The sequence below is a fragment of the Arthrobacter sp. StoSoilA2 genome, assembly GCF_019977195.1.
In the GTDB taxonomy this organism is placed as follows: domain Bacteria; phylum Actinomycetota; class Actinomycetes; order Actinomycetales; family Micrococcaceae; genus Arthrobacter.
Genome location: NZ_AP024643.1, coordinates 4037962 through 4053042 on the forward strand (window position 1 = coordinate 4037962; position 15081 = coordinate 4053042).

At 62.4% G+C, this 15081-nt stretch carries 13 protein-coding genes and 1 tRNA gene; 6 read left to right on the forward strand and 8 right to left on the reverse strand.

The window, feature by feature from the left end; translation table 11 throughout:
• Window positions 1-59: 59 nt before the first annotated feature.
• Window positions 60-136 (forward strand) — tRNA-Pro (locus tag LDN82_RS18325).
• Window positions 137-403: 267 nt separating this feature from the next.
• Here LDN82_RS18325 and LDN82_RS18330 read toward each other — a convergent pair.
• Window positions 404-625 carry a hypothetical protein gene (locus LDN82_RS18330; protein ID WP_224165320.1) on the reverse strand — a complete coding sequence of 74 codons (222 nt, stop codon included), beginning with the start codon at window positions 623-625 and terminating at the stop codon, window positions 404-406.
• Window positions 626-749: 124 nt separating this feature from the next.
• Here LDN82_RS18330 and LDN82_RS18335 point away from each other — a divergent pair, with 124 nt between their 5' ends.
• Complete coding sequence (locus LDN82_RS18335; protein ID WP_224165321.1) at window positions 750-2030, forward strand: helix-turn-helix transcriptional regulator; 1281 nt, start codon at window positions 750-752, stop codon at window positions 2028-2030.
• A 74-nt stretch (window positions 2031-2104) separates the two neighbouring features.
• Here the strand turns inward: LDN82_RS18335 and LDN82_RS18340 are convergent, their stop codons facing one another.
• Window positions 2105-3043 (reverse strand): phosphoribosylaminoimidazolesuccinocarboxamide synthase, encoded by a 939-nt coding sequence (locus LDN82_RS18340; RefSeq protein WP_224165322.1) that lies wholly within the window; start codon window positions 3041-3043, stop codon window positions 2105-2107.
• Window positions 3044-3045: 2 nt separating this feature from the next.
• Window positions 3046-4356, reverse strand: a complete 1311-nt coding sequence (gene purD, locus LDN82_RS18345; RefSeq protein WP_224167573.1) for a phosphoribosylamine--glycine ligase — start codon at window positions 4354-4356, stop codon at window positions 3046-3048.
• 136 nt (window positions 4357-4492) lie between these two features.
• Here purD and LDN82_RS18350 point away from each other — a divergent pair, with 136 nt between their 5' ends.
• On the forward strand, window positions 4493-5509 hold the full coding sequence (locus LDN82_RS18350; protein ID WP_224165323.1) for an asparaginase: 1017 nt from the start codon (window positions 4493-4495) through the stop codon (window positions 5507-5509).
• Window positions 5510-5536: 27 nt separating this feature from the next.
• Window positions 5537-5920: a sterol carrier family protein gene (locus tag LDN82_RS18355; protein WP_224165324.1), complete on the forward strand. Its 384-nt coding sequence runs from the start codon at window positions 5537-5539 to the stop codon at window positions 5918-5920.
• Between the two features lie 70 nt (window positions 5921-5990).
• Here LDN82_RS18355 and LDN82_RS18360 read toward each other — a convergent pair whose 3' ends face one another.
• The 4 genes from LDN82_RS18360 to LDN82_RS18375 all read right to left on the reverse strand — a co-directional run bounded on the left by LDN82_RS18360 (window position 5991) and on the right by LDN82_RS18375 (window position 10892).
• Window positions 5991-7478: a cation:dicarboxylase symporter family transporter gene (locus tag LDN82_RS18360; RefSeq protein WP_224088871.1), complete on the reverse strand. Its 1488-nt coding sequence runs from the start codon at window positions 7476-7478 to the stop codon at window positions 5991-5993.
• A gap of 256 nt (window positions 7479-7734) precedes the next feature.
• Window positions 7735-8502: an SDR family oxidoreductase gene (locus LDN82_RS18365; RefSeq protein ID WP_224165325.1), complete on the reverse strand. Its 768-nt coding sequence runs from the start codon at window positions 8500-8502 to the stop codon at window positions 7735-7737.
• Between the two features lie 49 nt (window positions 8503-8551).
• Entirely contained in the window at window positions 8552-9313 is a 762-nt protein-coding gene (locus LDN82_RS18370) for an aspartate/glutamate racemase family protein (protein WP_224165326.1), read from the reverse strand.
• A gap of 13 nt (window positions 9314-9326) precedes the next feature.
• Entirely contained in the window at window positions 9327-10892 is a 1566-nt protein-coding gene (locus tag LDN82_RS18375) for an NCS1 family nucleobase:cation symporter-1 (RefSeq protein ID WP_224165327.1), read from the reverse strand.
• Window positions 10893-11183: 291 nt separating this feature from the next.
• On the opposite strand from LDN82_RS18375, the gene aceE reads away from it, so the two are divergent.
• Window positions 11184-13970, forward strand: a complete 2787-nt coding sequence (gene aceE / locus LDN82_RS18380; RefSeq protein WP_224165328.1) for a pyruvate dehydrogenase (acetyl-transferring), homodimeric type — start codon at window positions 11184-11186, stop codon at window positions 13968-13970.
• 94 nt (window positions 13971-14064) lie between these two features.
• On the opposite strand, the gene LDN82_RS18385 is transcribed toward aceE, so the two are convergent.
• A complete protein-coding gene (locus tag LDN82_RS18385) occupies window positions 14065-14256 on the reverse strand; it encodes a DUF1508 domain-containing protein (protein ID WP_223934473.1) in 192 nt (63 codons plus the stop codon).
• A 185-nt stretch (window positions 14257-14441) separates the two neighbouring features.
• Between LDN82_RS18385 and nboR the strand changes: the two genes are divergently transcribed.
• A complete protein-coding gene (nboR, locus tag LDN82_RS18390) occupies window positions 14442-15053 on the forward strand; it encodes a nicotine blue oxidoreductase (protein WP_224088878.1) in 612 nt (203 codons plus the stop codon).
• Window positions 15054-15081 lie beyond the last annotated feature (28 nt).

Consider the following 15081-nt stretch of genomic DNA (forward strand, 5'->3'; position numbering starts at 1 on the left):
CTCGATTTCGCATCCCGCAGCGATTCAGCTATCCTTGAACAGTTGCTTTCGCAGCGGATCGGGATGTAGCGCAGCTTGGTAGCGCGCTTCGTTCGGGACGAAGAGGTCGCAGGTTCAAATCCTGTCATCCCGACCAAATACGAAAATGGCGTCGAGAAATCGGCGCCATTTTTGTTTGCCCGGATCCGCTGCTAACCCTGGAGCCGCCACCCACGACGCGCTTCCACCACGTTACGCATCTTCACCCGCGCCACGCGTCCCCGATGGCGACTCCCAAATCCGGGTGTCGCCTGCCCGTTGCCGGCTCCTGGGCGAATGTGGGTGTCGCCGGAGCACTCCCGGGCAAAAGAAAACCCCGGAGCATCGCTCGTCACGCTCCGGGGTTTCCTCAGTAGTTACTGTTTTACATAGGATCCGGCCAGTTGCCGATGGACGACGTCGTGTACGTCGTGTCACCTGACTTGGTAGGTACCGTGGTGGTGGACCTCATAGGATCGGGCCAGTTACCAATAGCACTTACCGAGCCGGAATCTGCCGCTGCAGCAGCAGAGACGACTGCGGGAGCCGCAACCGTAAAAGCGAGAGCGCCTGCCAAGGCCACAGAAGCAGCCATTTTCTTGAACATATTGTTCCCCAATGCGAGTCGGATTCGTTACGGAAATTGCACGGTCCCTGTTGACATACATTGTAAAATGTTTTCCACAGAGACTGTCAAGGTTTAGGTCAAAAGACACCTGTAGGAGGGCCCCGTGGGAAACGGATTCGGCGAGAAGCTACGTGCCGAACGGCTCGAACGCGGGTTGACGCAGGCAGAACTGGGCAAAAACCTGTATTCCCCGAGCTACATTTCGCTGCTTGAAACAGGTCGACGCGAGCCGACTGCCGAGGTCATCGAGGAGCTGGCACGCAGGCTTGAGCTGGCACCCAAGGCGTTGGAAGCCTGGAGCCAACCCGTTTCGGTGAGCGATGCAGAGTACGTGCTCGCCGGCTTGTATGCCCGGCAGGCGTGGGACCTGCGCGACTACCAACTCGCAGCAAGCCACGCAGCCACTGCGGCGCAGATCGCCCTCGAGGCGAAGAACAACAGCGCCTGGTGGAACATGACCTACATGCAAGCCGAGTGTGTGATGAAGCAAGGCCAGCTCAAGGAATGCCAACAAATTGTTGAGCACTTGCTGGAACATCCCATGGCCACGGAATCCGCGGGCCTTGGCGTGCGGGCATGGCAGATGCTTGCCGCAGTCTGTCACGGACAGGGTCAGCTGGCCACCGCCGTCGAGCATGCAAAGAAGGCCGTGCAACTGTCCGAACAGCTGCCCAAGGGATCCACGCTGATCATCGGCGCGCACCGCGCGCTGATCGGCGCCCTCGCGGAGAGCGGCAAGCTGGATGAAGCATGGCAGTACTGCCTGACCATGATCGAGCACATGGACGAGCACTCCATGTCCCAACTGGCCGGCGAGGTCGCGTGGGTAGTGGGCAACGTTGCTTTCATGCGACACGACTACGTGGAGGGCATCAAGCACCACGAGCGCGCGGCGAAGCTGCTCTCCCCGGCCAACGACATCGAACTGTGGGCCCGTTTCAACAAGGCATCGGCGGCCGTCAGGTTGTCCTCCGGCATTGTTGAGCCCGAAACCCTATCCGCGATTGAACGTGCTGAGCTGGCATTGTCCATCGTCGGGGGAAACAAGACGGACCAGCTTGAAGTAGCGTTTATCCGCGCCCGCTGGCTGTACCTGACGGGCGATATTCCGGCCGCGGTGGACAAGCTTCGCGAGATCTACAAGGACCGCAAGGTGTTGGCTCGCCACACGGCTGGAGAGGTCTCCCTGTTGCTGGGAAAGTCCTTGAAGGCAGCAGGTGAAACCACGGAGGCCCTGCACTACCTGGAAGAGGCCCAGCACGACTTCAGTGCAGCCGGCGCCTCGGACCGGGTCCAGCAAGCCATGGATGCTGTCCTGGAGATCCGTCTGGCGGAACGCCGCGCCGCTGCATCACACCCCGAAGCGCACTCCGAAGCCAGCTAAACCCAAGTAAGTAGCAGATAAAGCCGTTTTGAGTGCTCAAAACGGCCTTATCTGCTACCCAGTTGGGGGGAAGCTTAGGCGAACGTCCGCCCGGTGAGTTTCTCGTACGCTTCCACGTAGCGGGCACGGGTGCGCTCCACGACTTCAGCGGGCAAGGCCGGCGGAGGCGTGTCCGAGGACTTGTCCCAGCCGGACTCGGCCGAGGTCAGCCAGTCACGGACATACTGCTTGTCATAGGAGGGCTGCGACTTGCCCGGCGAATAAGTGGAGGCGTCCCAAAAGCGGGAGGAGTCCGGGGTGAGGACTTCATCGCCGAGTGTGATGATGCCCGTGTACGTGTCGAGGCCGAACTCCACCTTGGTATCGGCGAGGATGATGCCGCGTTCGCGGGCGATCTCCTCGGCGCGGGTGTAGATCTTCAGCGTGAGTTCGCTGAGGCGGGCGGCGATATCGTCCCCGACTATGGCAACGACGTCGTCATAGGTGATGTTGACGTCGTGCTCGCCGACGTCGGCCTTGGCAGATGGCGTAAACAGTGCCTTCTCCAAGCGGGAACCGTCAACAAGCCCCTCGGGAAGCGGGATGTTGCAGACGGTGCGGGAGTGCTTGTACTCCTCCAGCCCGGAACCGGTGAGGTAGCCACGGGCGATGCACTCCACCGGGAACATCTCCAGCTTCTTGCAGATCATGGCCCGGCCCTCAACCTCCGCGGGAACGCCACCCTCAACGGTTGACGCCAGCACGTGGTGCTCAACATCCAGCTGGTCGAACCACCACAGGCTGAGCTGCGTCAGGATGCGGCCTTTGTCAGGAATTTCGCTGCTCAGGACATGGTCGTAAGCACTGATGCGGTCGCTGGCAACCACCAGTACGCATTCCTGGCCGACCTTTTCGGTGATGGATTCATCGGTGGGAACGTAGAGGTCGCGAACCTTGCCGGAATAGACGTGCGTCCATCCGGGAAGCTGCAGGGTCTCGGTTTTGAAACCGCCCGTGGGGAGCGAGTCAGTCATGCTCAGGCCTGTACTTTCGGGATGGTTCCGGTTGCTGCGTAGGGCACCCGGATTTCGCCGCGGGCGGCTTTGCCTCCGATATCCGTGCGGAACTGTGAGCCTTCAAGCTGAACCAACTCCACGCCGTCGTACGCTTTTTCGCGGGCCTCCACCAGATCGGAACCGAGCGCGACCACTGCGAGGACGCGGCCGCCGGCCGAAACCACTTTGCCTTCCTCATCCAGCTTGGTGCCGGCGTGGACAACGTGGACGCCTTCGAGCTCATCCACCTTCTTCAGGCCACGGATGCGATCGCCTGTGCGGGGAGTATCAGGATAGTTTTCGGCGGCCACGACGACGGCGACTGCCGTGTCCTTGGACCAGCGCAGCTCCTCAGCGGTGTCCAGTTCGCCCTTGGCAGCTGCCAGCAGCAGCGCACCGAGCGGAGTTTTGAGCCGGGCGAGCACTGCCTGCGTTTCGGGGTCTCCGAAGCGAACGTTGAACTCGATGACGCGGGTGCCGCGCGAAGTGAGTGCAAGGCCGCAGTAGAGGACACCGATGAAGGGTGTGCCCCGGCGTGCCATCTCATCCACGGTGGGCTGGGCGACGCGGTCGATAACTTCCTGGACCAGGCCTTCGGGAGCCCACTCGAGTGGCGTGTAGGCACCCATGCCGCCGGTGTTGGGGCCTTCGTCGTTATCGAAGATGCGTTTGAAGTCCTGCGCCGGAGACAAGGGAACGGTAGTGCGGCCGTCGCAGAGGACGAACAGGGAAACTTCGGGGCCGTCGAGGAACTCTTCGATGACAACTGTTCCACCGGCGTCGAAGCAAGCCTGCGCGTGCGCGAGTGCTTCCTCGCGGTCGTTGGTGACCACAACGCCCTTGCCTGCGGCGAGGCCGTCGTCCTTGACAACGTGCGGAGCGCCGAACGTAGCCAGGGCATCGGCGGCTTCCTCTGCATTGGTGGCAACGCGGGCCATGGCCGTGGGAACGCCGGCTTCAGCCATGATCTGCTTGGCGAAGGCCTTGGACGCTTCGAGCTGGGCTGCTTCCTTGCTGGGTCCGAAGACCGGAATCCCGGCGGCACGAACGGCGTCGGACACACCGGCGGCCAGGGGAGCCTCCGGACCGACGACAACCAGGTCCACGGCCAGCTTGGTGGCGAGCGCGGTCACCGCTTCCGGGCTGTTCCCGTCAATTGCGTGCGTGGGAACGAGTTTGCTGATGCCCGCGTTGCCCGGAGCCGCGTGGACCTCGGAAACGTTGGGATCTTCAAGCAGAGAGCGGACAATGGCGTGTTCGCGGCCGCCTGGGCCAATGACGAGTACCTTCACAGTCTTCAAGGGTACTTTGTGTAGGGCGCGGGGCCTAAGCTGTGTCGTCTCCCGGCAATGGATGACCGGATCCGGGACCGCGCCCGGACCGGGCATGTGACCGGGGAACACAGTGCTCGCGCCCTAGACTTGGCTCATGCCCATGAGTTCGCATGAAACGTTCAACGTTGAGTCCGCCGTCGAACTGGCAGTCATCGAACGCAGTGGCTTCATAGAGTCCCGGCACATCGGTGCTGCCGTTGTCCTTGCCGGCGACGGAAGCGTGGTCACCCGGCTGGGTGACATCGATGCTCCCATCCTGGCCCGCTCCACCCTGAAACCATTCCAAACCCTCGCTGCCATGCAGTCCGGCGTCCCGCTCAGGGGCGCGCAGGTGGCTGTCGCCTGCGGAAGCCACACCGGTTCACTGGACCACATGGACGTGGTGGAGGGAATGCTCAAAGCCGCAGGCGTCCGCGAGGATCAGCTTCAGTGCCCCACAGCCTGGCCGCAGGACGAAACCGCCCGCAATTGGCTGGTCCGTTCCGAGCGCGGCCAGACCAGGCTTGCCTTCAATTGTTCCGGGAAGCACGCGGCTTTCCTCTGGGCCTGCACGGAAAACGGCTGGGACCTTCGCAGTTACCTTGAGCCGAATCATCCGTTGCAGCAGCGTGTGCGGTCCGTGATCGAGGAATACAGCGGCGAAACGATCTCGCACTTGGGCATTGATGGCTGCGGGGCACCCGTTGCGGCGATTTCGCTCACAGGACTGGCGCGGGCGTATTCGCGGTTGGCGAAGTCACCGGGCGATTCTTCCTCGAACGCACGCGCCGCCACCATCGCCACCTCCATGCTGGACTACCCGTGGGCGGTCCAGGGGAAGGGCGAATCAAACACGATCGTCATGGAAGAGCTGGACGTCCTGGCCAAGATCGGCGCCGAAGGCATCCTGGTCCTCGCCACGTCCACCGGCGCAACCGTGGCGGTCAAGATGCTGGACGGCAACCTCCGCGCTACTTCCTTGGTGGGCTTGACCCTTCTTGCCGTGAGTGGCGCGGTGGACATTCCCGCGGTTTCCAACGTCCTGGAACGCGTCGTGGAACCCGTGCTGGGCGGCGGACGTCCGGTGGGCAAGATCCGCCTGGGCCACGCCGTATCCGCGATGCTCGACTGAGTCACCTATTTAATAAGGAAAGAATCCATGGCAGTTGCACGACGCCGTATTGACGTCGACGAGGGCCGCGCTGCGCTGGCAGCCTGGCAGTCCGCCGTCGGGCCCTCGGGTGAAGACGCGACCCCGCCGTCGCGCTCTTTGATTGCGACGGCGGTCCGCTACTCACTTGAGGAAGTCACCGCCCGAGCGCCCGGCAATTCGGTGGAGGTCCGCGTGCCCCCGTTCGGCGTCACGCAGTGCGTGGAGGGGCCCCGCCACACCCGCGGCACTCCCCCGAACGTCATAGAGTGCGACGCCGCCACCTGGCTTGAGTTGGTTACCGGCCGGATCTCGTGGGGAGACGCCGTTTCGGCTGGCCGCGTTGCCGCGTCCGGACTGCGCGCGGACCTCTCGGAACTGCTTCCCCTCTGACGGGTCTTGTGTACGGCCAATGCCCTCAAGACCGTGTCTTAAGGGCATTGGCCGTACACAAACCATGGAGTTAGTCGGGGCAAACCGGGGTGGTTGGTTGGCCTGGCTTGCTCATCTCGAATTGCGGGATTTCGTCCGCTGTGGGACCTCCACGGAATTTCGGTGAGGGGTGGTGGCCCTCGCTGAGGCGCTCAAGCTCCTGCTCCTCGAACACTTCCTCCTGGCCCAGCATGATGGCTGAATCCTCGTTGGTAATCTCGCCGTTGAAGGCACGGACCATGACGCTGCGGTCGAACTGGCCTTCCCACTTGGCTACAACGAAGGTGGCTACGCAGTTGCCCAGCAGGTTGACGACGACGCGCATGGAGTCCATGAGGCGGTCGGCACCGAGGAGGAGTGCTACGCCGGCAACCGGGAAGATGCCAAGGGCGGCAGCCGTGGCCGAGAGGGCCAGGAACGATGAGCCCGGGACGCCCGCCATGCCTTTGGAGGTCAGGAGCAGCACACCCAGCGCGGCCAGCTGCTGACCGAGGTCCAGTTGATGGCCGAACGCCTGGGCAAGGAACAGCAGGGAGATGGAAAGGTAGATCGCTGCGCCGTCAAGGTTGAAGGAGTAGCCGGTGGGAACCACCAGGCCGGTGGTTGCCCGGGAGCAGCCGGCGTTGGTCAACTTGGTCATGATGCGCGGCATGACCGCTTCAGTGGAGGCCGTGCCGAGTGCAAGCAGGAATTCCTCGCGGGTGTATTTCAGGAAGTGCCACAGCGGAACACGGGCGAAGCCCCAGGCCACCAGGAACAGCAGGCCGATAAAGACGATCGCGGCTCCGTAGCAGGATGCGATCAGCAGCGCATACGTGCCGAGTGTGCCAAGCCCGTACTGGCCAATGATGAAGGCCATGGCGCCGAAGGCACCGATCGGAGCGACCTTCATGATCCAGGACATGATCTTGAAGATCAGCTCCAGGACGGTCTCCATGAGGCTGATCACGGGCAGGCAGCGCTGGCGGCCAATGACCACGATCGCGGCGCCGAAGAAGACGGAGAAGAAAAGCACCTGGAGCAGGCTGTTGTTGGCGAAGGCGCCGATCACACTGGTGGGGATGACGTCCAGCAGGAAGGCAGCGGCGTCCTTGGGAACGGCGTGGCCGGTCTTTGCGTCCACGGCTTCCTGGGAAAGCGTGGAGGGATCGATGTTCAGGCCGGCGCCGGGCTGAACGATGTTGCCCACGATGAGTCCGAAGACCAGGGCAAAGAGGGTGGCGCAGGTGAAGTAGAGGAGTGCTTTGACCCCGACCCTTCCGACCGCCTTGACGTCGCCGACTGCCGAGATGCCCGTGACGATCACGAGGAAAATCAGCGGGGCGATGATCATCTTGATGAGTTGAATGAATCCATCACCCAGCGGCCGGAGGGTGGACCCGAGGTTCGGCCAGAAATGACCGATGAGCACACCTGCGACGACGGCGATCAGGATTTGAAAAAAGAGCGACTTGTACAGTGGCTTCTTCTTCAGCGGGGCCGAACTCGCCTTCAGCGCCGCAGAGTCTGGGATCTTCATTGATCTGAACCAATCAGTTGGGAACAGCCCCACACTTGGGGGTTGTTTTCAAATGTAAGCCCGCTCACATCATTCCGCAAGGGGAAATTGAATTTCCATATTGCGGAAAGTCACAATTGGTTGCCAAGCCGCGGCGTCGTGGCTTCCTGACCTCTGTTGACAAGGAAAAACCCACGGCACGCCCAGGATATGGGCGCGCCGTGGGCACGGTTGACGCAAAGAGCGTCAGGACAACACACTCAGGCGTGGCGGGTACTTAGCCCCGGCCTATGAACGGCATGCCAGCGGCTGTCACCACCAGGGAACCAACGCTGGCCGATGCAGGCATATTGGCCATCATGAGCACCGCACGCGCGGCATCCTCCACGGGGAACATCGGCTCCACGCGCCGGCTGCCATCGGCTTGCAAAGCACCTGAGCCAACGCCGATGGTATCCATGATTTCGGTACGGGTATTTCCAATATCGATCTGCCCGCACGTGATGCCAAAGTTCCGGCCATCCAGCTCAATGCTCTTGGTCAGGCCCGTCATCGCATGCTTCGTCACCGTGTACGCAACAGACCTGGGCCTGGGTGAATGCGCAGAAATGGAGCCGTTGTTAATGATGCGGCCACCCTGCGGCTCCTGGGCCTTCATGGTCCTCACGGCTTCAGCGGCGCACAGCATGGAGCCCGTGACATTGACGCGCAGCGTGGCCTCCCACCCATCGACGTCGATCTCGCCAACATCGCCGGCTGGCCCGAAGATGCCTGCGTTATTGAACAGCACGTCAACGCGGCCCCAGCGCTGGCGAACCTCAGCGAAAAGGCGGGCGACGGCGTCGGGCTCTGTCACATCGCACGGCACCACCAGGGCATCCGGATGGTTGTCCGCGGTTTCCAGCAGCTGCGCTTCGCGACGCCCCGCCAACGCCACGCGGTAACCCTCCGCAAGCATGAGCCGCGCAACGGCCCTCCCAATGCCGGAACCGGCACCGGTCACGACGGCGACCCTCGGGTCTGCGGGCGGGCGTGGGTCAGTCATGTGGTGGCCTTTCGGGGAATCGCCTTCAAAACAGCTGCTGCAAGCAGCGTCAGTGCGCTGCTTCTACGGGCTGCCCCGCAGCCGTCTGGGCTGCTGTTATCGGCCAGCCTATGACAGTCTTCGGACGCGGCGTGGCATAGGTACGGACTTTGGAGGTGGTGAGGCCGAGCCTAACCAAGGACTCAGCGATGGTGACGGCGGCCGCCACTCCATCAACAACGGGCACGCCGGTCCGCTGTCGGACCTGCTCGTCGAGGCCGGCCATGCCGCCGCAGCCCAGGACAATCACCTCGGCCTTGTCCTGGAGGACAGCTTGCTCGGCCTGGCCCACAATCGCTTCGACCGCGCGGTCCGGATGTTCCTCAAGTTCCAGTACAGCCATACCGCTGGCGCGGACGGAAGCGCATCGTGCCTCCAACCCGGCAAGTTTGAGGCGGTCCTCAATCAAGGGGACGGCACGGTCCAACGTGGTAACCACGGAGTACTTGTGGCCAAGGAACATTGCCGTACTGGCAGCGGCCTCGGTGATATCCACCACCGGGACATCGAGGAGCTCCTGCAACCCCTCGCGGCCGTGCTCGCCGTAGCCTGCCTGGATAACGGCGTCGAACGGTTCGGGATAGTTGACCACTGCATCCATGACGGCGATCGCGGCAAGGTAGCTCTCGAAGTTGCCCTCGCAGGAGTCGGCGCCAAAGCGCGGAGTGATGCCAACGATCTCAGTGCCGGGGGCCGCAACAGCCCTGGCCTGGGCGGCGATGGAATCGGTCATGGACTGCGTAGTGTTCACGTTTGCGACAAGGATGCGCATGGTTTCCTCTATATCAGTGGGTGCTGGCGACGGCGATCGGTTCGCCGGAGACGTCGTCGTGGGCCTGCTTCTTGTCAGCCACGGCAAAGTACGTAAGCGCGGCTACCCCGGCTCCGATGAACCAGGCGAACGGCGCCGCTGCAGCCAATCCCGGGATGAAGGCGATTGCAATAGCCAGGGCGGCCGCGGGGAGCATGGCAACAATGGCCTTGGGGTTCACGCCCCGCTTGTAGAAGTACGCGCCCTTGGGATCGTCGGAGTAGAGCTCCGGGACGTTGACCTTGCCACGGCGGACGAGCCAGTAGTCAGCCATGACCACTCCGAACAGCGGGCCGAGCAGTGCGCCCAGGCCGCCGAGGAAGTACACGATGACGATCGGGTTGTTGTAGAGGTTCCACGGCAGGATGATGAGGCCGATGATGCCGCTGACCCACGCCGCTTTACGGAAATTCAGGTGCCGCGGGAAAAGGTTGGTCAGTGCGTAGACGGGTGCCACGAAGTTGGCCATCAGGTTCACGGCGATGGTCAGGATCAGCAAGGCAAGGCAAGCGAGGACCAGCAAAAGAGTATTGGGGATGCTCTGGACGATATCCGACGGGCTCTCGATGACTGTGCCATTGATCTTGTACTGTCCACCGGCCATCACCACCACGATTGCACCGAATACCAGCATGTTGATGGGGATGCCCCAGAAGTTGCCCTTAACGATGGACTTCCTGGAAACAGAGGACCGGGTGAAATCGCAGAAGTTCAGGACGAACGTTCCGTAGATGGAAACCCACAATGCCCCGCCGGCGAAGATGGTGAGCCACATGTCGGCGCCCTCGAGTCCCTTGATGCCGCTCCACTGGATGGCGCCCCCGGCCTCAATGAAGACCCAGACGGCAATCGCAGCCATGGTCACCAGGATGATGGGACCCGCGAAGGCCTCGTATTTCCGGATCATTTCCATGCCGAAGCTGACGATGACCAACTGGACGATCCAGAGCGCCACGAAGGAGAGCCAGCCCAGCGTCGAAAGGCCAAGGATGGAGTTGCTGTCCAGGTCCTTCAGGCCCGGGGCCATGGCGACGAGCATCACGCGAAGTACCACCGATGCCAGGTATGTCTGGATACCGAACCAGGCGACAGCCACGGCGCCACGGACCAGGCTGGCGATTTGGGCGCCCCGGATGCCGAAGCTGATCCGGCTCATGACGGGGAAGGGGACGCCGGTCTTCTGGCCCATGAATCCGGAGAAGTTCAAGAGGGCGAAGAGCAGGATAGCCCCGATTCCCAGTGCCACCAGGATCTGCCAGCCGCCCAGTCCGAGTGAGAACAAACCAATGGCGAAGGCATAGTTACCCAGGCTGTGGACGTCATTGGCCCAGAGGGTAAAGATGCTGTAGCTGGTCCACTTACGGCCTGCAGCCTTGGTGGGTGCGAGGTCAGTGTTGTAAAGACTGGGGCTGATGGTACGGCCTGCGGCTTCGGAAGCAATAGCGCAAAGGTCCGTGTTGCCCACGGCCGGGTGGTTGGGCCCACCTGCTGTTTTGTCTTCCGGAGTCTCAGTGACGCCGACTGATGAAGTCGTCTGCATCGTGGATCTCCACTTCGTACTGTTTCCACAAAGCGGAAACAAGTTATTGAATAGTGAAAGTACTCTATGACCCAGGTCACGTCACGTCAAGGCGTCACAAGTGTATGGAGGGTCACATTTGGTTGAATGACCCGGCCTTTCCCAGTTGACTGTTGCGGTTACGTAATCCGTGTTGACGCTGCCCATCGGCAGACGTAATCTCGAATTGCAGAATTTTATTCTCACAATACGAAATTCCTTGAGCGCCCCCACAGAGCAAGCGCCCAGACATTCAATGAAGAGAGGTTGGACGTGGCTGCAGGAGAAGAGACCTCACACATCCTCAGCGGGTTGACTGCCCAGCTGCCTGATCGTGATCCGGAAGAGACCGCGGAGTGGATTGAGTCCCTTGATGCGTTGATCGCGGAGCAGGGCACGGAGCGTGCCCAGTACATTATGCGTTCGTTGTTGCAGCGTGCCGGTGCCCGGTCGGTGGGTGTGCCGATGGTGACGACCACTGATTATGTGAACACGATCCCGGTGGACCAGGAAGCAGAATTCCCCGGGAACGAGGAGTTCGAGCGCCGGTACCGTGCGTACATGCGCTGGAACGCCGCGGTCATGGTCCATCGTGCGCAGCGGGCCGATATCGGGGTGGGCGGGCATATTTCCACCTATGCCGGCGCGGCGACCCTGTACGAGGTCGGGTTCAACCATTTCTTCCGCGGCAAGGACCACCCCTCGGGCGGGGACCAGGTGTTCTTCCAGGGACACGCGTCCCCGGGCATGTACGCCAGGGCGTTCATGGAAGGCCGGCTCTCGGAGGAGGACCTGGACGGGTTCCGCCAGGAAAAGTCCCGGGAAGGCCATGCCCTGTCCTCGTACCCGCACCCGCGCCTGATGCCGGACTTCTGGGAATTCCCGACCGTGTCGATGGGTATCGGGCCGATGAACGCGATCTACCAGGCCCAGTCCAACCGGTACCTGCACAACCGCGGCATCAAGGACACCTCCGACCAGCAGGTCTGGGCGTTCCTGGGCGACGGGGAAATGGACGAGCCCGAATCCCGCGGCCTGCTCCAGCTCGCGGCGAACGAGAACCTGGACAACCTGAACTTCGTGATCAACTGCAACCTCCAGCGCCTGGACGGCCCCGTCCGCGGCAACGGCAAGATCATGCAGGAGTTGGAGGCGTTCTTCCGCGGCGCGGGCTGGAACGTGATCAAGGTCGTCTGGGGCCGGGAATGGGACTCCCTGCTGGAAGCGGACCAGGACGGGGCGTTGGTGAAAATCATGAACGAAACCCCCGATGGTGACTACCAGACCTACAAGGCCGAGTCCGGCGGGTTCGTCCGGGACCACTTCTTCGGCAAGTCCCCGCAGACCAAGGACCTGGTCGCTGACCTGACCGATGACCAGATCTGGGGCCTCAAACGCGGCGGGCACGATTACCGCAAGGTCTACGCCGCGTACAAGGCAGCGGTCGAGTTCAAGGGCAAACCCACCGTGATCCTGGCCAAAACCGTCAAGGGCTACGGCCTGGGCCCGCACTTCGAAGGCCGCAACGCCACCCACCAGATGAAGAAGCTGACCATGGAAGACCTGAAGGCCTTCCGTGACCACCTGCGCATCCCCATCAGCGATGACCAGCTCGACGCGGACCTCTACCGGCCCCCGTACTACCACCCCGGCATGGACGCCCCGGAAATCAAATACCTCATGGAACGCCGGGCAGAACTGGGCGGTTTCGTCCCCGAACGCCGCCGCACCCACACCCCCGTGACCCTGCCCGAAGCCAAATCCTACGAGGTCGCCAAACGCGGCTCCGGCAAACAACAAGCCGCGACCACCATGGCCTTCGTCCGGCTCCTGAAAGACCTCATGCGGGACAAGAACTTCGGGGCCCGGTTCGTGCCCGTCGTCCCGGACGAATCACGCACCTTCGGCATGGACGCGTTCTTCCCGACCGCGAAAATCTACAACCCCAAGGGCCAGAACTACCTCTCCGTGGACCGGGACCTCGTCCTGGCCTACAAGGAATCCCCCGCCGGGCAACTGATCCACCCCGGCATCAACGAAGCCGGCGCCGTCGCAGCATTCACCGCCGCCGGCACCGCGTACGCCACCCACGGCGAACCCCTGGTCCCGATCTACGTCTTCTACTCCATGTTCGGCTTCCAACGCACCGGAGATTCCTTCTGGGCCGCCGCGGACCAAATGACCCGCGGCTTCATCATCGGCGCCACCGCAGGACGAACCACCCTCACCGGCGAAGGACTCCAACACGCCGACGGGCACTCCCCCCTCCTGGCCTCCACCAACCCCGCCGTGAAAACCTACGACCCCGCCTACGGCTACGAAATCGGCCACATCATCCGCCACGGCCTCGAAGAAATGTACGGCGAGGACAGTACAGACCGCACCGGTGAAGACCGCAACGTGATGTACTACCTCACCGTCTACAACGAACCCATCACCCAACCCGCCGAACCGGAAAACCTGGACATCAACGGCCTGATCAAGGGCATCTACCGCCTCGCCCCCGCCCCGGAAAACACCAATGGCGCCGCCAACACAGGTACCAACCGGCCCACCGCGAACATCCTCGCCTCCGGAGTCTCCGTACCCTGGGCCCTGGAAGCCGCCCGGATCCTCGCCCAGGACTGGGGCGTCGCCGCCGAAGTCTGGTCCGTGACGTCCTGGAACGAACTCCGACGCGACGGACTCGCCGCCGAAGAACACGCCTTCCTCAACCCCGGCCAACCCGCCCGCACCCCGTTCATCACCGAACAACTCGCCGGCACCACCGGACCCGTCATCGCCGTGTCCGACTACATGAAAGCCGTCCCCGACCAAATCCGCCAATTCATCCCCAACGACTTCGCCTCCCTCGGAGCAGACGGCTTCGGCTTCTCCGACACCCGCCAAGCCGCCCGCCGCTACTTCAAAAACGACACCCACTCCATCGTCGCCAAAACCCTCCAGTTGCTGGCGGCGAGGGGCGAAGTCGAGGAGGGTGCGCCGTCGTACGCCATTGACCGTTACAAGCTGCTCGATGTGAACGCCGGCACCACCGGCGGAGCGGGCGGCGACGCCTAACAGCCGAAGCATGACAAGGCAATAAGACAGTTGGCGGCAGTGTTCACGAAGAACTCTGCCGCCAACTGTATTTTTGGTTGTACTGCGGGGAGGCTCAGGTGCCCAGATTCCTCCGGTCTACGACGAATCCGGTTGCCGCGTTTTCGCGGACCGCGTTGATACCGGCCACGACAGCCTTCAAATTGGGAAACTGTGGCGACACTGCCACAACTGTGCCGTCATCGGCTGTGAGTCGGAACCTGAACGTGTTCGTCCCGGCCTTGAGTATTTCGAAACTGCCCGCCATCTTCCCCTTTTCCTCCACGCATCATTGCATTAGAGCGATTTGAACAATTCCCTACAGACAATAATGGCCGTCGGAACCTACCAACAGACCTACTGAGGAGTAGTTTGCAACCGATTTTGGTAGATGTCGTGGAAAGCCCCGAAGGAGCTACAGACCTCACGGATGCCCGCGCGTATCGTGAGGATATGACTGAATCCGGCGTGGCGCCCACTACGGGCGTCTTGCTTGCTGCGGGGGCCGGTACGCGCTTGGGCCGCGGACCCAAGGCGCTGCTCCCCTACCGCGGCCGAACGCTGGTTGAGGTGCTCGCCGATACGCTGTTCGACGGCGGCTGCCGGGAGGTCGTTGTGGTTGTTGGGGCCGAGGCGGACCGCGTTCGAAGCACCACCGACCTACGGACGTATACGGTGGTGGAGAACAAGAACTGGGCCAAAGGCATGGCGGGTTCTTTCCGCGCAGGAATCGAGGCCGCGTCACCCGGACACAGCATCATGGTGGCGTTGGTGGACCAGCCCGGATTAACCCCGACGGCGGTCAGCAGATTGCTGGGCAGCCACCGTCCCGGTCGGGTCACGGCAGCCGCCTATCCTGACGAGTCAGGCCGCCTTAAGCGTCGGCACCCGGTGATTATCGACGTCGGGCTCCGATCCCAAGCGGCGGAAGCCGCGAATGGTGACACGGGGGCGCGATCCTTCCTCAAGGCGCATCCGGGCCTGGTGGACCTGGTGGATTGCAGCGATCTCTGCTCGGGCGAGGACCTGGATACGAAGGACCAGTTGCACTTGCTGGAGGACTGACTGCGGAGCTGAGCGTAGGGCTGACCCA